Origin of the sequence: Aquimarina macrocephali (assembly GCF_051627225.1) — a bacterium.
GTDB classification, from domain to species: domain Bacteria; phylum Bacteroidota; class Bacteroidia; order Flavobacteriales; family Flavobacteriaceae; genus Aquimarina; species Aquimarina macrocephali.
In genome coordinates this window covers 1,787,214-1,805,804 of record NZ_CP151795.1, presented here as the reverse complement: position 1 = coordinate 1,805,804, position 18,591 = coordinate 1,787,214, and the positions used below count along the sequence as shown (strand labels likewise).

The window sequence follows — 18,591 nt, the reverse complement described above, 5'->3', positions numbered from 1 at the left end:
TTATTTTACGAAAACGATTGAGTTAGTATCTTTTAACTATAAAAAAAATAGTTTTTCTAAGATGTGTATATTTTGCCTAATTTGATAAGAAAAATTCTAATGCTATTTAGATGTTTATTTTAGATTGAAATGCAAAATAAGCTCTTTTTGAAGCTTTTTCTTCTGCTTTCTTTTTTGAAGTAGCTCTCGCTTTTGCGACTACTTTGTCATCTATCCATAATTTTACGGCAAAATGTTTCATTTCATCCTTACCGGTATCTTCATATACTTCGTAGCTAAATACTTTTTTCTCTTTTTGACACCATTCTATCAATAAGCTTTTATAACTAATGATTTGTCCTTCGAGGCTTTCGATATCAACATATGGATCGATTACAGCTTCTTTAATAAATCGTTCACAATATACAAAGCCACGATCCAGGTAAATGGCACCTATTAGTGCTTCAAAAAGATTTCCATGTATATTTATTCCAAATTGAGATTTAGGAATATTGGTGCGTACCAATTCAATTAGTTTAAGATCTTTACCTAGTTCATTAAGGTGTTTTCTGCTTACTACTTTGGCTCTCATTTTGGTCAAATACCCTTCATTGCCTTCTGGTACTTCTTTAAATAAGTGCGCCGCAATAACACTACTTAACATAGCATCACCTAGAAACTCTAGCCTTTCAAAATTAACAGCATTTCCTTTATTGTCTTTTAAATTTAAAGACCTGTGCGTAAATGCTTTTTCATAAGGCTTAATGTTTTTGGGCTTAAAATTTAGTATTTTTTGAATTTTGGAAAAAAAATTCCCGTTCTTTTCAGAGCGGGAATTTAGTATGTTTCGAATAACATTCATTTATTCGTTCAGTTTTTTAAATAACACACAAGCATTATGACCTCCGAAACCAAAAGTATTACTCATTGCGTATGTGATTTCACGTTTTTGAGCTTTGTTTAATGTCAAATTCAATGAAGAATCTATGTTTTCATCCACAGTAGTGTGATTGATAGTAGGAGGTACTATACTTTTTTGCATAGCCAAAATAGAAGAAATAGCTTCTATAGCTCCAGCTGCACCAAGTAAGTGTCCTGTCATAGATTTCGTTGAATTGATATTGATGTTAGGTGCATGATCTCCAAAAACCTTGGTAATAGCTTTCAATTCTGCAACATCTCCTAATGGAGTGGATGTTCCATGAGTGTTTATAGCGTCTACCTGTTCTGGTGATATACCTGCATCTTTTAAACAATTAAGCATCACGCGTTCTACACCTATTCCATCTGGATGCGGAGCTGTCATGTGATATGCATCACTAGACATTCCACCACCAACGACTTCGGCATAGATTTTAGCACCTCGTGCTTTTGCGTGTTCATATTCTTCAAGAATAAGAGCTCCACTACCTTCTCCAAGAACGAAACCATCTCTGGTTGCGTCAAATGGTCTGGAGGCAGTTTCCGGGCTTTCATTTCTTGTAGACAAAGCGTGCATCGCATTAAATCCTCCCATACCAGCTATAGTAACAGCAGCTTCACTTCCTCCTGTAATGATAATGTCACAATGGCCCAAACGAATATAGTTTAGCGCATCGATCATTGCATTTGCAGAAGAAGCACAAGCAGAAACTGTGGTATAGTTAGGTCCCATAAAACCATTTCGGATAGAAATATGACCAGGAGCAATATCGGCGATCATTTTCGGGATAAAGAAAGGATTGAAACGAGGTGTTCCATTTCCATTGGCATAGCCAATTACTTCTTCCTGAAAAGTTTCTATTCCGCCAATTCCTGCACCCCAGATCACACCAACTCTAAATTTATCAACCTTTTCTAGGTCAATAGCGGCATCTTTTATAGCTTCTTCAGAAGATACTATAGCATACTGCGCAAATTTATCAAGTTTTCGTGCTTCTTTTCTATCAAAATAGTCTGTGGGAGAATAATTTTTGACTTCGCAAGCAAATTTAGTCTTGAAATTTTCGGTATCGAAATAAGTAATGGGAGCACAACCGCTTTTTCCATTTACTAATCCATCCCAATATTCATCAATATTGTTACCTATAGGTGTTAATGCACCTAGTCCTGTGACTACAACTCGCTTAAGATTCATATTTTGTCGTGAAGTTATTACTTTGCGTCTTCAATATAAGATATTGCTTGACCTACTGTTGCGATGTTTTCAGCTTGATCGTCTGGAATCTGAATATCGAACTCTTTTTCGAATTCCATAATCAATTCTACAGTGTCTAATGAATCAGCGCCTAAATCGTTTGTGAAACTAGCTTCATTTACAACTTCGTTTTCGTCTACTCCTAATTTGTCAACGATTATCGCTTTTACTCTTGATGCAATGTCTGACATAATGTTTAATTTTAATTTTTTAATTAGGTGGCAAAAATAAAAAACTTTATTTTAAAACCCCACAATCCCATAAAAATGTATTTGTATTTTATCAAATATAGCGAAGTATTGCCTTTTTGCTGCCTAAAATTGAATAATAATTATTTTTTTTGTGCTCTCTAATTAACAACTTTATCATACTATCTATGAAGCGTATTATAATTTTTGCTTCCGGCTCAGGTACCAATGCCGAAAATATAATTAAGTACTTCCACGAGCGAAAAATTGCCGAGGTTACACATGTGTTCTCTAACAACCTGCGTGCCAAAGTATTAAAAAGAGCTCACGCCCTGAAAGTAAAGGCGTTACACTTTGACAAAGAGTCATTTTATGACACAAATGAGGTGCTTAATATCTTAAAAGATGCCAAACCTGACATTATTGTACTAGCTGGGTTCTTATGGATTTTCCCTAAAAAAATCATCGAGATCTTCCCTGATAAAGTGATAAATGTTCATCCTGCATTATTACCAAAATATGGTGGAAAAGGAATGTATGGGCACCATGTACATGAAGCTGTAATTAGAAATAAAGAAAAAGAAAGTGGTATTACAATCCATTATGTAAACGAACATTATGATGAGGGAGCGATAGTTTTTCAGGCTAAAACATCAATTTCTGAAGGAGATTCTGCCGATGATGTAGCACAGGCAATCCATAAATTAGAATATAAATATTTTCCAATCGTTATAGAAGAACTGCTTTTTGATAATAAAAAAAGTAATGAGTAGTGATGCTTATTAGTTAGAAACGAAAGGAATATTGTATATACTATTAATTTAATTGTTTATTATAGCGTTCGAGCGGGCTATACGTTACAATTCCTCTCCCGAGTACTCGGGATGCGGTATTTTCACTACTATCCCTAACGCAAAAACCGTTTAAAAAGAAAAATTTCTATCAACCAACAACGATCAATTAATAAGAATGGCTAAGAAAGAAAAATTTTATGTGGTTTGGGAAGGACACAAGCCTGGGATTTACACCAAATGGGATGATTGTAAAGCGGCTGTTAAGGGGTATGCCGGCGCAAAGTATAAATCTTTTGATTCTTTTGATATTGCAAAAAAAGCATATAATGGAGATTATGAGGACTATAAAGGGAAGAGTAAACCTAAAAAAACACTTACTGCAGCACAATTATCAAAAATAGGAGAACCTAATTTATATTCTATAGCAGTAGATGCTGCTTCTAGTGGTAATCCCGGTAAGATGGAATACCGGGGAGTAGATACCCAAACCGAAAAACAGCTTTTTCACCAGGGACCTTTTAGACAAGGCACAAATAATATAGGAGAGTTTTTGGCACTTGTGCATGGTCTTGCATATCTTAAAAAGAAAAATAGTGATCGTATTATTTATTCTGATTCTAAGATAGCAATAGGATGGGTAAAACAAAAGACATGTAGAACAAAGCTGAAACGAACTGCAAAAAACAAAGAAGTCTTTGATTTGGTAGATCGAGCAACACAATGGCTCAAAGAAAATACATATATAACTACAATTGTAAAATGGGAAACCAAAGCATGGGGAGAAATACCTGCAGATTTTGGTAGAAAATAGTTTTAAAAAGATTTTTTAGGATAATAATGTATATGCAAAATGCTCCGGTATTCTTCCGGAGCATTTTTATATAAATAAGATTTTTTAATCTAATGTATTGAACAAACTAGGTTTGTGATTACTTTATTTTAGTTACCACATGCTCCAAGATTATTCCATGATGTTGCAGTTTTTTGGTATAAAGTACCGTTATATGTTACTTTATCTCCAGTAGAATAAGAAGTGCTACTGTTATATGCAGATACACCAGCACAAATATCAGTACTAGGAGCGCTATCACAAGCTCCAAGGTTATTCCATGAAGTAGCAGTTTTTTGGTATAAATCTCCATTATATGTTACTTTATCTCCAGTAGAATAAGAAGTGTTACTATTATATGCAGCAACACCATCACAGTTACCACCACCAGTATTAGAACCAGGATATATAGTAGCTATAAAAGATTTATCTGTTGCAGATAATTGAGAATTACTTCCTACGGAAACACCATCTGTAGTATGTGCTGCAGGAATAGGGTAATGCATTATTGATAATGGATCGTATGCACTGTAGTTAGAAATATTTGCTTCATAACGTCTGAATAGGTTGTTATCTACCTGTGCTCTACTCCAGTTGTTTGGTGGTCCAGCATAGTATGCATAAACTGCCTCTTTATCCCAGTTAATTCCAGCTACAGGATTTTGATGTTCGTGAATCAAACCAAGAGCATGTCCAAATTCGTGAATTGTAGTTCTTCTAAACTCTGTATCAGAAGTGTTGTTGTTAAACCATCCAAAATGCATACTATGTGCATGGTCATTAGAATCAGTTCCTAAATAAGACCAAGATCCACCATCGTTTGCAAATTGACCTTCTTTAAAACCAATTTTGATGTTAGCACTGCTGTTTGAAGAAACCCATTCAAATTTAATATTTGCATGACTTTCCCAAGCTACAGCATATTGCTTAACTTTGGATTGTACAAAATTATTACCATTTAAGAATTTCACTCGAATAGTTTGACCGGCTTGCCATTCTTTTGCTTTAACACTGGCAGCTTTTGAATCATTCTCGTTAGTATTCCATTTTTCGACACATACATGAGCAGCTTTTGCATCTGCATGTTGATTTGTTTCGATAATGTCTTCAGAATCTTTTTCGCAATTGAAGAATAAAACCGACAGCGAAGTAGCTAAAACGAGTTTAGCTAAATTTAATTTTTTCATAATTAATTATAAGTTTGAGTTTGTATTGGGTAAATAACGTTATTTTTTTAAGATTATTTTAGCATTTTTTAATTTTTTTTTTGGATATTATAGTTTTTTCTAAATTTTAGCGCCAAAAAATTATCATTTTCATAAATTAATAAGCATAAATCGAAATTATTTTCAATAGAATAGAATGTAGAGGTTAAATCCTGATTTAAAGCATGTTGTGGTTGAAATTGAAAAGACCAAAATCATATAGCAATTTGTAAAAGGAGTATTACGTGCTTACCATTTCTGTAATGAGTAATAAAATTTAGATTTCTTGATTTAAATTTATCAAACAGCAAGTAAAATCATAAAGAAAAATACTTGTAGATTCTGATAGAAAATAACCTTTGTATTAATCTTCTTGGTACTTAAAAGTAAAACGTATATTTGCAAAAAAATTATAACGCTAGTTGTATGAGTAAATTACTTATTGTAGGTTCTATCGCCTTTGATGCTATTGAAACGCCTTTTGGTAAAACAGATAAGATATTAGGAGGAGCAGCGCCTTATATTGCGCTTTCTGCCTCAAATTTCAATGTTTCTTCAGCAGTTGTCTCTGTAGTTGGAGAAGATTTCCCTTTGGATTATCTTTCTCTCCTTCAGAAAAAAAATATTGACACGTCTGCTGTAGAAATCGTAAAAGGAGGAAAGACTTTTTTCTGGAGTGGTCGATATCATAATGATTTAAATTCAAGAGATACATTAGATACACAACTTAATGTACTTGCTGATTTTAATCCTGTGGTTCCTGATGATTACAAAGATGCTGACATTGTGATGCTAGGAAATCTAAACCCGTTAGTACAACTTGGTGTTTTAGAACAACTTACTACTACCCCAAAACTTACGATATTAGATACTATGAATTTTTGGATGGAAGATGCTTTTTTAGGAGATCTTCTAAAAGTGATTTCAAAAGTAGATGTAATTACTATCAATGATGAAGAGGCTAGACAATTAAGCGGAGAATATTCTTTGGTAAAAGCAGCCAGAGCAATCGAAAAGATGGGCCCAAAGTATGTTGTGATTAAAAAAGGAGAACATGGGGCTTTATTATTCCATAAAGAACAGATTTTCTTTGCTCCTGCACTACCATTAGAAGAAGTTTTTGATCCTACCGGTGCTGGAGATACATTTGCAGGAGGTTTCTCGGGATATCTAACCAAGACAGATGATATTTCATTTGAGAATATGAAAAAAGCAATTATCCATGCTTCAAACCTCGCATCTTTTTGTGTAGAGAAATTTGGTACAGAGCGAATGGAAAATTTAAATCGTGATGAGGTCCAGAAGCGACTTCAGCAGTTTAGAGAGTTAACACAATTCGAGATAGAATTGTCTTGATATAAAGTATAGCCCTAAAGCAATTGTTTGGGGCTTTTTTAATTATGATTAACACAACAACATTTAGAATTTTGGAATACAATGAGTGATGCGTTAAAACACGAATGCGGTATAGCATTTATCAGACTACTAAAACCATTAGAGTATTATAAAGAAAAATACGGTAGTGCATTTTATGGAGTAAATAAAATGTATCTAATGATGGAAAAACAACATAATCGCGGTCAAGATGGTGCTGGATTTGCAAGTATTAAATTAGACACGGCTCCTGGTGAACGATACATAAGCAGGGTTCGATCTAGTGAATCACAGCCAATACAAGATATTTTTTCTCAGATTAATGATAGAATTAATAAAGAATTGGTGGATCATCCAGAATATGCTGATGATGTCGAACTACAGAAAAAGAATATTCCTTATATAGGAGAAGTACTTCTGGGACATGTGCGTTACGGGACATTTGGCAAGAATAGTGTAGAGAGTGTTCATCCTTTTTTAAGACAGAACAATTGGATGCATCGTAATCTTATTGTAGCAGGTAACTTCAATATGACTAACAATGATGTGTTATTTAATAATCTTGTAAGATTAGGACAGCACCCAAAAGATAAGGTAGATACCGTTACTGTAATGGAAAAAATCGGCCACTTTTTGGATTCTGAAGTAGCCAAGTTATATAAGAAATTAAAGAAAGAAGGGTTTAATAAAAATGAAGCCTCTCCGCAAATTGCAGAACGATTAAATGTGGCTAAAATCCTTAAAAAATCATCAAGAGACTGGGATGGAGGTTATGCCATGGCAGGAATGCTTGGACATGGTGATGCTTTTGTTTTAAGAGATCCTGCAGGAATCAGGCCAACATACTATTATAAAGACGATGAAGTGGTAGTTGTAGCATCAGAAAGGCCTGTTATTCAAACAGTATTTAATGTTGCTTTTGATGATGTACTAGAGCTTGATCCGGGAAAAGCAATTATCGTCAAAAAGAACGGAGATACTTCTGTAGATAGAATTATTGATCCACTAGAACGGAAAGCATGTTCTTTTGAACGTATTTATTTTTCACGTGGAAGTGATGCTGAGATTTATGAGGAAAGAAAGAGTTTAGGAAGGTTGATTATGCCTCAGGTCTTAAAAGAAATTAATCATGATACAGTAAATACTGTTTTTTCTTTTATTCCGAACACAGCCGAAACCTCTTTCTACGGTATGGTTGAAGCTGCTCAGGATGAATTAAATAAGCAGAAGAACGAAACTATACTTTCAGAAAAAGAAACATTAACAGATGAGCGTCTATCAGAAATTCTCTCATACAGATTAAGAACAGAGAAAATTGCAATCAAAGATGCTAAGCTTCGTACCTTTATTACAGAAGATAGTAGTAGAGATGATTTGGTAGCTCATGTCTATGATGTGACTTATGGTGTAGTAAAACAAGAAGATAATTTAGTCATAATTGATGATAGTATCGTTAGAGGAACAACGCTGAAAAAGAGTATTATCAAGATGATGGATAGATTGAAGCCAAAGAAAATCGTTATTGTTTCTTCGGCACCGCAAATTCGTTATCCTGATTGTTACGGAATTGATATGGCAAGATTAGAAGGTTTAATCGCATTTAAAGCAACATTAGAGCTTTTAAAAGAAAATGGGAATTATGATTTGGTAGAGCAGGTTTATGAAAAATGTAAAGCTCAAGAAAATCTGGTAGACTCAGAGGTGCAAAATTTTGTAAAAGAAATCTATAGCGGATTTTCTGATCAGGAAATAAGTGATAAAATATCAGAATTGTTAAGTGATACATCAGTAAAAGCTAAAGTAAAGATTATTTATCAGACCGTTGATAACCTTCATCAGGCGTGTCCTAAGAACCTTGGAGATTGGTATTTTACAGGAGATTATCCAACAATAGGAGGAAACAGAGTTGTAAATAAGGCTTTTATAAACTTCTTTGAAGGTAAAAATGAAAGAGCTTATTAAAAAAACAAAAATGTTTGTTGTTAAAAAGGGTTAATTTGTGTATTTCAACAAGTATTTTGACCTTTCGTCTAAAACATTTTTTCACTATGAAATAACGTTCTATATTAGCAAAGCCATAGCATAAGTAGGTTAAGTTCATGGTAGATTTGGGGCAAAAAAAGGTGGTTCTTCCACCTTTTTTTATTTTCCAACATTTCGTAACACTTTCACATAAAAAAGAGTCACAATACTGCAACTCTTTTTCTTTTTGTTAAATATATAATATCACTTATTTTCCTTGAGCATATCGGCTAGCCACTTCGTTCCAGTCAATTACATTAAAAAATGCTGAAACATAATCCGGACGACGGTTTTGATAGTTTAAATAATATGCATGTTCCCAAACATCTAGTGCAAGGATAGGAGTTCCTCCACATCCAATACCTGGCATTAGAGGATTATCTTGATTAGGTGTAGAGCAGATTTCTACTTTCCCTCCTTGATGTACACATAACCAAGCCCATCCAGATCCAAATCTGGTCGCAGCTGCTTTTGAGAATGCTTCTTTAAAAGCATCAAAAGATCCATATGCAGCATTAATTGCATCTGCAATCTCACCAGAAGGTTTTTCTCCACCATTAGGTGACATTATCTCCCAAAATAAATTATGATTATAATATCCACCACCGTTATTTCTAACAGCACCGTTTGACATATCTAGATTAATAAGAATATTTTCAATGGTTTTACCCTCAAGATCAGTTCCTTCAAGTGCAGCATTTAATTTACTAGTATATCCAGCATGATGTTTATCATGATGAATTTCCATGGTACGAGCATCTATATGAGGTTCTAACGCATCAAAAGCGTAGTTTAATTTTGGTAATTCGAATGACATATGTTATTATTTTAATTAATAAAAAATAAAAGCGACATCAAATTTAACAATTCGAATGATGAATAAAAATTTATAATTGTTATAAATTAATTAAAACCCGCAGGATAGTAAAAACAACCTTTTTGTTATTATAATTTTATAGAAATCGATAGTATAAGAATTTCGGGTTTTAGTATTTTAGTAAAAAAAAGAATTGAATTCGACTACTGCTTTTATTGTTTATAATGCTGCTGCTGGTGCCGGTAAAACCTATACTTTGGTAAAAGCATATTTAATTGCTCTTTTAAAAGGAGAGTTTAGGGACAGTTATAAGAATATCTTGGCAATTACTTTTACAAATAAAGCAGTTGCCGAGATGAAATCCAGAATATTAGAGAACCTTGTTGCTATTAGTGCTCTTGATACTTCGTCAAAACACCAGAGTTTACTAAATGAATTAAGTGCAGAGACCAAAATTCCTGAACTCGAACTTAAACAAAAAGCAAAACGAATTCTTAGAAGTATTCTTCATAATTATGCGGCATTTGATGTTGTTACTATTGATACATTTACACATAGAGTAATCAGGACATTTGCACATGATTTAGGGATTCCTATGAATTTTGAGATCGAAATGGATACAGATTCTTTAATTGAAGAAGCTGTAGACGCAGTAGTTGCCAAGATAGGACTAAACGAAGAGTTGACCAGGTTGATTGTTGATTTTGCAATCAGCAAGCTTGAGGATGATAAAAGTTGGGATATCACTATAGAGCTTAATAAGATAGCCAGATTGTTGTTTAGTGAAAATGATAGAGAACATCTCAATAAACTTTCGCATAAAACAATTACTGATTTTGAGATCCTGAAAAAACAGTTGAATCACAGAGTTGCCGAATGTAAGAAAGATATTATTTCTGAGTCGAATACAATTTTACAATTAATAAAAACCCAAGGAGTAGAATATACAGATTTTACTCGCAGCTCAATTCCTAACCATTTTTTAAAACTTGTAGAAGGTGAAGTGAAAGCAGATTTTAAAGCAGTCTGGAAACAGAATATACAAGAAGCTTCTTTCTATAATGCTAAGTTAGACTCTCATAAAAAAGAAATAATCGATAGCATTAGACCCGCTATAGAAGAAGCCTTTCTAAAAACAAAGCAATCATTAATACGAATTGGTTTTTTCCAGAACATTACCAAAAACCTTACCCCTCTTTCAGTATTAAATACAATTAATAAAGAGTTAATCGAAATCAAAAAGGAAAGAAAAATTCTATTGATATCAGAATTTAATACGATTATAAGTAATGCAATTAAGGATCAGCCAGCTCCGTTTATATACGAACGTTTAGGAGAGCGGTATAGAGATTATTTTATTGATGAATTTCAGGATACTTCAGAATTACAATGGAGTAATTTGATCCCTCTTATTGATAATGCGGTTTCAACAGAAACGTTAACAGGTAAAAGAGGGCAAGTTACCATAGTAGGAGATGCAAAACAGGCAATTTATCGATGGAGAGGAGGGAAAGCAGAACAATTTATCAATTTATCTTCTGATGAAAACCCTTTTTCGATACAAGAAAAACAAGTTCTTAATCTCCCTAGAAACTATCGTAGTCACGAAGAAATTATTAAATTCAATAATAGCCTATTCACCTTTTTATCTGGTGATTTTAAAAATGAAAAACATCGGGAATTATATGTATTGGGTAATAAACAAGAAGTTAACTCCAAAAAAGATGGATATATTAATATATCATTTGTTGAAGCTAAAAATGTAGCTCAGGAGAATGACTTATACCCCGAGAAAGTATATGAAACTGTACTCGAACTAAACAAAAAGGGATATCCTCTCAATGAAATATGTGTTATCGTAAGAAAGCAAAAAGAAGGAGCTGCCATAGCAGATCTTCTTACCCAGAAAGGACTATCTATAATTTCTTCAGAGACATTATTAATTAATAATGCTCCTCAAGTTGTATTTATTATTGACCTACTTACCTGGTGTATACAACCAGATCATCTACAATCAAAAATCAACGTATTACATTTCTTGACCGAGAAGTTTTCAATAGAAGAAAAGCATTTATTTCTGGAAAAAATGATAAATAGTAATAAGAATACATTTTCCTCTGAGCTTAAAACTCTAGGTCTTGATTTTGATCTTACCAAAGTAGCTATAAAACCTCTTTATGATGCAGTAGAATATATTATAGCCAGTTTTTCTCTTGCCGATAAAACTACAGCGTACATACAATTTTTCCTGGATGTTGTGTTTGCATTTACTCAAAAACATACAGAAGGTATTGTAGGTTTTTTAGGGTATTGGCATGTCAAAAAAGATAAATTAAGCATTGTTGCTCCAGAAACAGAGCAGGCAATTCAGATCATGACAATACACAAGGCAAAAGGACTGGAGTTTCCTTGTGTTATTTATCCATATGCTAATATTGATATCTATGAAGAAATAGAGCCCAAAACATGGTTAGCAGTGGATAGCAAAAAATATGACAATTTTGAAGAAGTATTTATCAACTATAATAAAGGTATATCTGAGTATGGTAAAGATGCAGAAGAAATTGTTTTAAACAGACAAGCTCAATTAGAATTAGATGCATTTAATCTATTATATGTAGTACTTACTCGTGCAAAAGAACAGCTGTATATTGTTTCTAATTTGAAATTAAATTCTAAAGGAGAAAGTAATCCAAATACTTTTTCTGGGAAATTAATTGCGTATCTAAAACATTTGGATCAATGGAATCCTCAAAAAACGGAATATACTTTTGGTCACTCTTTAAAACCAGAGGTTATAAACACAGATATAGAAGACAAGCCAAAAGTGGTTAAACTTTCTAGATTCGAGGATTCCTCGAGAAAATATAAGGTAAATATTGTAACTAATTCTGGTAAACTATGGGATACATCTCAACAGAGTGCAATAGAAAAAGGAAATTTGATACATGATCTTATGGCTTCTATAGATACATATAAGGATGTGAAAAGAGTTGTTGAGGAAGCATACAAAACAGGAGAAATTACTATTTCTGAAAAAGAAATACTTCATGACGAAATAAAGGATATTGTAGACCACCCAGAGCTTTCTCAATACTTCTCTTTAGACAATATAGTGCATAATGAAAGAGATATAATTTCTAATGGAAGATTATTTCGACCTGATCGAATAGTAATTGATAAAAATAATCTAACGACCATAATAGATTATAAAACAGGAGTTCATAATGCTTCTCATGCTATGCAAATACAGGGTTATGCATCACTTCTTGAAAAAATGGGACACACTATAAAAGATAAAATTCTAATTTATTTTAATGATAATATCACCTTAAAACATGTATAAATAAACTATCATTTTTATAATTACTAAAAGAAATTTAAGGATAAAAGGTATTTTTATCTTATAATTGTAACGTAATTGCTGAGATAGATACTTTAATTTTTCTCTAATAAGGTTAAAATCATTGCTTTTTTTGGGGCTAGAAAACTGTAAGAAAAAACGACTACACTCTCCAAAGCTGCGATATATGCTGGCCTGTTAAGAAAAATTTATTAGATTTATCTTTGACAGTTATTTTTAACATATTACATTTGCTCTAATTAACACTTAAAAATTAAATTATTGAATATGAAACATCTTAGCAGATTTTTAGTGGCTTCGTTACTTGTACTTGGATTTAGTACGGCGAATGCACAAGATGAAAACAATCCTTGGGCGGTTTCTATAGGCATTAATGCCGTTGACATCTTTCCTACTGGGGGAGACCTTACCAGTCAGGGAGAAATTTTCGATGAATATTTTAATGCTAGTGACCACTGGAACATCCTTCCATCTGTTTCCAAATTATCTGTTGGTAGATATATAGGAGATGGTTTTAGTTTTACAGCGGCAGGATCGGTTAACAAAATAGAAAACTGGGGAGAAAATCCTACTACAGGAGAAGATTTAAAAGTTGATGACCTATCTTATTATGCCTTAGATGGTAGAATTAGCTACAGCTTTAAGAAAGCATTTGGTTCAAGTTGGATCGATCCTTACTTAGGTGTAGGTGGAGGTTATACTTGGCTTGATGAAAAAGGAGCTGGAACATTAAACGGTTCTCTTGGATTCAACTTTTGGTTAACTGAAAACTTAGCATTTAACCTTCAAACAACTTACAAGCACGTATTTGAAGATTATGAGACTGGTAGTTACCCACCAACTCATTTCCAACATTCTGCAGGACTTACTTTCGCATTTGGAGGTAAAGATACTGATGGTGACGGAATATATGACAAAGATGACGAATGTCCAGACGTTCCTGGTTTAGAAGAATTCAACGGATGTCCTGATACTGATGGTGATGGAATCACTGATGCTAAAGATGAGTGTCCTGATACTGCAGGTACTGCTGAGTTTAATGGATGTCCTGATACTGACGGTGACGGAGTTCCAGATCCTAAAGATGAGTGTCCTACTGAAGCTGGATTACCTGCTCTTAATGGATGTCCTGATGCTGACGGTGATGGAATCGCTGATGGTAAAGATGGTTGTCCTAATGAAGCTGGACCAGCTGCTAATAATGGATGTCCTTACCAAGATAAAGATGGTGATGGTGTATTAGATAAAGATGATAACTGTCCTGACGTTGCTGGTACTGTTGCTAACAATGGTTGTCCAGAAGTAACTGAAGAAGTACAGAAGACTCTTAATGCTTATGCAAAAACTATCTTGTTTGATTCTGGTAAATCTACAATCAAAGAAGCATCTAATAAAGTACTTGGAGATATCATTGGTATATTGAAAGAGTATCCTACTGCTAAGTTTACTGTAGAAGGACATACTGATAGTGTAGGAAGTGCTAAACTTAACCAGAGATTATCTGATTCTAGAGCAAATGCTGTTAAGAACTACTTGACAGAAAATGGTATCGATCAGTTCAGATTATCAGCTGTTGGTTATGGTGAAGACAGACCTATCGCTTCTAACAAAACTAGAAAAGGTAGAGGAGAAAACAGACGTGTAGAGATCAACTTAGTAAAATAAGAATAAAGTCTCTCAATCATAATAATAAAAACGTCCCGAAAATTTCGGGACGTTTTTTATTTTTAGAAAATTAAATAAAGATCTTGACTTAACACGATCGATTCTTCTTAAGAGGTTCAGGTTTGCCTTCAGATTTAATATCTTGCACATAAAATCATAAATACTTGAAAAGTTTTCTAAAAGAAGTTATACTAGAAGTGCAAGGCACTACAGAAAAAATAAGTGATCTAATTTTTCTGGTACCTAGTAAAAGAGCAGGGCTTTTTCTTAAAAAAGAACTTTTAGAAACATATCCTGATCAAACTCTTTTTGCTCCGGTAATCCTTAGTATTGAAGAATTTATTGTTCGACTATCAGGATTGCAACAAATTGATAATGTTCAGACATTATTTGAGTTTTATGAAACGTACCTAAACACTCATACTCACCTAGAAAAAGAGGATTTTGAAACATTTAGTAATTGGGCTCAGACCCTGATCTATGATTTTAATGAAATCGACAGGTATTGTATAGATCATCAGAGTTTTTTTACTTATTTATCAGGAATACAAGACTTAAACCATTGGTATTTACAAAAAGAAAAAACCGAATTGGTTAAAAATTATATTAGGTTTTGGGAAAACCTGATGGATTACTATGACAATTTTAAAAATAAACTGCTTTCCAAAAAAATTGGATATCAAGGATTGCTGTATAGAAAAGCATCAGAAGATATTCAAGCATATATTAATACCGAAAATAGAACACATATTCTGGTAGGATTTAATGCACTTAATAATGCAGAACAGACCATTTTTCAATCACTCTTAGAGGCAGATATTGCTCAGGTATATTGGGATGCTGATCAGTTTTTTGTGGAGAACACCTATCACGAAGCGTCTTTATTCTTACGAACATATAAAAATCAATGGGGGTATTATAAAAAGAATCCATTTCAATGGGTACAAAACAATTTTTCTGAAGAAAAAGACATCACTCTAATAGGAGTACCTAAAAATATTGGACAAGCAAAATCCATTGGCCAAATATTGACTACGATACCCAAGACCGAGATCGAAAAAACAGCTTTAGTACTTGCAGATGAAGCACTATTGCAGCCTTTACTTAATTCTTTGCCCAATACAATCGAAGCCCTAAATATTACAATGGGACTACCTCTTAAAGAAGTTCCAATAGCTGCATTTTTTGAACTTTTATTTGGGCTTCATAAGAATTCTAACTCCAAAGGATTCTATTATAAATTAGTATTAGAAATTTTAAATAGCCTGCCAGCACATAGGATATTAGGGTTTGAAGCAACACGATTAATTAATACCATTTCTAAAGAAAATATCGTTTACATAACATTAGATAAACTACAGGAGAAAGCTTCAGATAAGGAAAAAGAAACTCTTGCATTACTATTTGAACTCTGGAAAGATGTTACCACAGCCTTAGAAAATTGTAGAAAAATAATACTATTACTCAAGAATAATCTCGATAAGAAAAACGATGAGTTAGAATTAGAATATGTATACCATTTCCATTTAGTTTTTAATAAAGTTTTTACACTACACAATAGCTATCAATATTTAGAAACGATTGGATCTTTATATACATTGTATAAAGATATTATGATGTCTGAGACACTCGATTTTTCTGGTGAACCATTTAGTGGATTACAACTCATGGGGATGTTAGAGTCTCGATGTCTTGATTTTGAAACTGTTATTATCACTTCAGTTAATGAAGGAGTTTTACCTGCCGGGAAAAGCATGAATTCTTTTATTCCTTATGATCTGAAAAGAGCGTACAATCTCCCTACATATAAAGAAAAAGACGCTATATATACGTATCATTTTTATAGATTGATCCAAAGAGCCAAAAAAGTATATCTACTGTACAATACAGAAGACGAAGGAGTAGGTGGTGGAGAAAAGAGCAGATTTCTACTTCAGTTGGATATTGACAAAAGACCAAAACATAAACTCACAAAATATGTAGTGTCTGCAGAAGTACCTATGTTAACTAACCAGCCATTACAGATAAAGAAAAATGAAGCTGTTTTACTAAAGTTAAAAGAACTAAGTACTTATGGATTATCCCCTTCTGCACTAACTGCTTATATAAGAAACCCAATGGATTTCTATTATAAATATGTTTTGGGTGTTACTGAAACCGAACAGGTAGAAGAAACTATTGCTGCAAATACTTTAGGGACAGTTATTCATAATACGCTCGAAACTTTTTATAAGCCATTAGAAGGTAAATTTCTTACTGTAGAAGATATCAATAAGATGAGAGGTCATATTGACATCGAACTTCGGGATCAGTTTAAACAAGAATATACAAAGCTCAATATCACGCAAGGTAAAAATCTTTTGATTTTTGAAGTAGCTAAGCAGTATGTATATAATTTCCTGAAAGCCGAGGAGAAACTAATAAAGAGTGGAGCCCGATTAAAAATTCTGGCCATAGAAAGTAATCTAAAAACAAAACTGAGAATTCCTGAGTTGGATTTTCCTATTTATATAAAAGGAAAAGTAGATCGTATCGATGAGCTAGATGGGCAAGTAAGGATAATAGATTATAAGACAGGAAGAGTAGGTCGAAATGATGTCGTTATTATGGATTGGGATATAATTACCGATGAGTATAAATACAGCAAAGTAATCCAGGTTTTGGCATATGCATATATGCAACATAATGAAAATCCAATTTCAGAAGCTTTTCAAGCAGGTATAATTTCATTTAAGAATCTTCAGGAAGGGTTTCTTAGGTTTGGGACAAAAGAAAGCATAAGAGGGAAAGCAAATTACGAAATCACCAATGCAGTGTTTGATGATTATCTGCTACAGTTAAAAAAACTGATCCTGGAAATTTTTGATGTTGAAACCCCATTTATTGAAAAAGAAGTATAGCTGCGAGATAATAGAGTAGATATTAAACGTTACACTTAAAATTATGATGGCCAAAAGCAAAAATATAATAGTAACAGGAAGACATCAAAAATCAATTTTGGCAGATGTTTTTTATACTAATAATGAGTTGCAAAAACCTATTATTATTTTTTGTCATGGGTATAAAGGTTTTAAGGATTGGGGAGCTTGGGATTTGGTGGCAGAAACTTTTGCCAACGCTGGGTTTTTCTTTATAAAATTTAATTTCTCGCATAACGGAGGCACTACAAAACAACCTATTGATTTTCCTGATCTGGAAGCTTTTGGTAATAATAATTATATCAAAGAATTAGATGACCTAGAGACAATTATAGATTGGGCTACCTCACCGGATTTTAAATTTAAAAATGAAATTAATACTTCAAATATTTCTTTGATAGGTCATTCTCGCGGTGGTGGAATTGTAACTATTAAAGCTGCAGAAGATAAGAGAGTCACAAAGCTAATAACATGGGCGAGTGTTTCTGATTATAAAAATCGATTTCCAAAAGGAGAAGCCTTTGAATATTGGAAGAATAATGGGATCATGTATATCGAAAACGGGAGAACCAAACAACAAATGCCGCATTATTTTCAGTTTTATACGTCTTTTATAGAGAATGAAGATAGATTAACTATCGCCAATGCCGCTAAAAAAAATAAAATACCACATTTAATTGTTCATGGTACAAGTGATCCGACAGTTGATATGCAGGAAAGTAGAAATATACGTGCCTGGAGTGCCAATAGTCAGCTATTCATAGTAGAAGGAGCAGATCATATCTTTGGTGTAAAACATCCTTGGCAAAACAACAATTTATCAAAACACCTTGAGGAAATAGTACAAAAAAGTATAGATTTTATACGTCTTTAACACTTTCTTAGCCAAAAAATATAATAAGCAATCATTTTTTTTCGTTTATTTGCTGTTATGAAGTTTAATAGGCAAATACTAGCTTCCGTATTTTTGGTACTCTTTGGTATCATTCAATTAGCAGACTTACATATTGTGGGTCATGATGCTAATGATGCAGATTGCACTCTTTGTAAATTTACTTCTGATCATCATAATGATAATTTTATATCTGCAGATACAATTACTGTTCCTGAAGCAGTACATGTTCCTGCCGATGTTGTTCGAGCAACTTATGTGAATCGATATTTTGATTCATCTGCAGCTTACAATTTTCTAAACAAAGCTCCCCCTGCAGCTTAGTTTTACCTAAACTTTATTACTGAAACTTAACTGTGGTATATCCA

The 18,591-nt window shown here is 33.2% G+C and carries 14 protein-coding genes; 9 read left to right on the top strand and 5 right to left on the bottom strand.

The features are described 5' to 3' along the window. Positions 1-106: 106 nt before the first annotated feature. The 3 genes from rnc to AAFU52_RS08125 are packed head-to-tail and all read right to left on the bottom strand — an operon-like array spanning position 107 to position 2,346. Positions 107-841 carry a ribonuclease III gene (gene rnc / locus AAFU52_RS08135; protein WP_024768511.1) on the bottom strand — a complete coding sequence of 245 codons (735 nt, stop codon included), beginning with the start codon at positions 839-841 and terminating at the stop codon, positions 107-109. Next, positions 842-2,095 carry a beta-ketoacyl-ACP synthase II gene (fabF, locus tag AAFU52_RS08130; RefSeq protein WP_024768510.1) on the bottom strand — a complete coding sequence of 418 codons (1,254 nt, stop codon included), beginning with the start codon at positions 2,093-2,095 and terminating at the stop codon, positions 842-844. 17 nt (positions 2,096-2,112) lie between these two features. Then, positions 2,113-2,346 carry an acyl carrier protein gene (locus tag AAFU52_RS08125; protein ID WP_024768509.1) on the bottom strand — a complete coding sequence of 78 codons (234 nt, stop codon included), beginning with the start codon at positions 2,344-2,346 and terminating at the stop codon, positions 2,113-2,115. A 185-nt stretch (positions 2,347-2,531) separates the two neighbouring features. On the opposite strand from AAFU52_RS08125, the gene purN reads away from it, so the two are divergent. Beyond that, positions 2,532-3,116: a phosphoribosylglycinamide formyltransferase gene (gene purN / locus AAFU52_RS08120; protein WP_438426076.1), complete on the top strand. Its 585-nt coding sequence runs from the start codon at positions 2,532-2,534 to the stop codon at positions 3,114-3,116. A 196-nt stretch (positions 3,117-3,312) separates the two neighbouring features. Beyond that, positions 3,313-3,948 carry a ribonuclease H1 domain-containing protein gene (locus AAFU52_RS08115; protein WP_438426075.1) on the top strand — a complete coding sequence of 212 codons (636 nt, stop codon included), beginning with the start codon at positions 3,313-3,315 and terminating at the stop codon, positions 3,946-3,948. A gap of 128 nt (positions 3,949-4,076) precedes the next feature. Here the strand turns inward: AAFU52_RS08115 and AAFU52_RS08110 are convergent, their stop codons facing one another. Then, positions 4,077-5,153, bottom strand: a complete 1,077-nt coding sequence (locus AAFU52_RS08110; protein WP_438426074.1) for a carbohydrate-binding protein — start codon at positions 5,151-5,153, stop codon at positions 4,077-4,079. Positions 5,154-5,597: 444 nt separating this feature from the next. Between AAFU52_RS08110 and AAFU52_RS08105 the strand changes: the two genes are divergently transcribed. Further along, positions 5,598-6,527, top strand: coding sequence for a PfkB family carbohydrate kinase (locus AAFU52_RS08105; RefSeq protein ID WP_438426073.1), 930 nt, complete (start codon positions 5,598-5,600; stop codon positions 6,525-6,527). A gap of 81 nt (positions 6,528-6,608) precedes the next feature. Further along, entirely contained in the window at positions 6,609-8,507 is a 1,899-nt protein-coding gene (locus AAFU52_RS08100) for an amidophosphoribosyltransferase (RefSeq protein WP_438426072.1), read from the top strand. Positions 8,508-8,775: 268 nt separating this feature from the next. On the opposite strand, the gene AAFU52_RS08095 is transcribed toward AAFU52_RS08100, so the two are convergent. Beyond that, complete coding sequence (locus AAFU52_RS08095; protein ID WP_024768503.1) at positions 8,776-9,384, bottom strand: superoxide dismutase; 609 nt, start codon at positions 9,382-9,384, stop codon at positions 8,776-8,778. A gap of 193 nt (positions 9,385-9,577) precedes the next feature. On the opposite strand from AAFU52_RS08095, the gene AAFU52_RS08090 reads away from it, so the two are divergent. The 5 genes from AAFU52_RS08090 to AAFU52_RS08070 all read left to right on the top strand — a co-directional run bounded on the left by AAFU52_RS08090 (position 9,578) and on the right by AAFU52_RS08070 (position 18,547). Continuing rightward, entirely contained in the window at positions 9,578-12,730 is a 3,153-nt protein-coding gene (locus AAFU52_RS08090; RefSeq protein WP_438426071.1) for a UvrD-helicase domain-containing protein, read from the top strand. A 285-nt stretch (positions 12,731-13,015) separates the two neighbouring features. Continuing rightward, positions 13,016-14,413 (top strand): OmpA family protein, encoded by a 1,398-nt coding sequence (locus AAFU52_RS08085; RefSeq protein WP_438426070.1) that lies wholly within the window; start codon positions 13,016-13,018, stop codon positions 14,411-14,413. Between the two features lie 164 nt (positions 14,414-14,577). Beyond that, on the top strand, positions 14,578-17,313 hold the full coding sequence (locus AAFU52_RS08080; RefSeq protein WP_438426069.1) for a PD-(D/E)XK nuclease family protein: 2,736 nt from the start codon (positions 14,578-14,580) through the stop codon (positions 17,311-17,313). Positions 17,314-17,356: 43 nt separating this feature from the next. After that, positions 17,357-18,205, top strand: a complete 849-nt coding sequence (locus tag AAFU52_RS08075; RefSeq protein WP_438426068.1) for an alpha/beta hydrolase family protein — start codon at positions 17,357-17,359, stop codon at positions 18,203-18,205. A 57-nt stretch (positions 18,206-18,262) separates the two neighbouring features. Then, positions 18,263-18,547, top strand: a complete 285-nt coding sequence (locus tag AAFU52_RS08070) for a hypothetical protein (protein ID WP_024768497.1) — start codon at positions 18,263-18,265, stop codon at positions 18,545-18,547. The last annotated feature ends 44 nt before the right edge of the window (positions 18,548-18,591 follow it).

Excerpts from the sequence above, each read along its gene's own strand:
- rnc (WP_024768511.1), bottom strand. The coding sequence starts at position 841 with ATGAATGTTATTCGAAACATACTAAATTCCCGCTCTGAAAAGAACGGG.
- fabF (WP_024768510.1), bottom strand. The coding sequence starts at position 2,095 with ATGAATCTTAAGCGAGTTGTAGTCACAGGACTAGGTGCATTAACACCT.
- AAFU52_RS08125 (WP_024768509.1), bottom strand. The coding sequence starts at position 2,346 with ATGTCAGACATTGCATCAAGAGTAAAAGCGATAATCGTTGACAAATTA.
- purN (WP_438426076.1), top strand. The coding sequence starts at position 2,532 with ATGAAGCGTATTATAATTTTTGCTTCCGGCTCAGGTACCAATGCCGAA.
- AAFU52_RS08115 (WP_438426075.1), top strand. The coding sequence starts at position 3,313 with ATGGCTAAGAAAGAAAAATTTTATGTGGTTTGGGAAGGACACAAGCCT.
- AAFU52_RS08110 (WP_438426074.1), bottom strand. The coding sequence starts at position 5,153 with ATGAAAAAATTAAATTTAGCTAAACTCGTTTTAGCTACTTCGCTGTCG.
- AAFU52_RS08105 (WP_438426073.1), top strand. The coding sequence starts at position 5,598 with ATGAGTAAATTACTTATTGTAGGTTCTATCGCCTTTGATGCTATTGAA.
- AAFU52_RS08100 (WP_438426072.1), top strand. The coding sequence starts at position 6,609 with ATGAGTGATGCGTTAAAACACGAATGCGGTATAGCATTTATCAGACTA.
- AAFU52_RS08095 (WP_024768503.1), bottom strand. The coding sequence starts at position 9,384 with ATGTCATTCGAATTACCAAAATTAAACTACGCTTTTGATGCGTTAGAA.
- AAFU52_RS08085 (WP_438426070.1), top strand. The coding sequence starts at position 13,016 with ATGAAACATCTTAGCAGATTTTTAGTGGCTTCGTTACTTGTACTTGGA.
- AAFU52_RS08075 (WP_438426068.1), top strand. The coding sequence starts at position 17,357 with ATGATGGCCAAAAGCAAAAATATAATAGTAACAGGAAGACATCAAAAA.
- AAFU52_RS08070 (WP_024768497.1), top strand. The coding sequence starts at position 18,263 with ATGAAGTTTAATAGGCAAATACTAGCTTCCGTATTTTTGGTACTCTTT.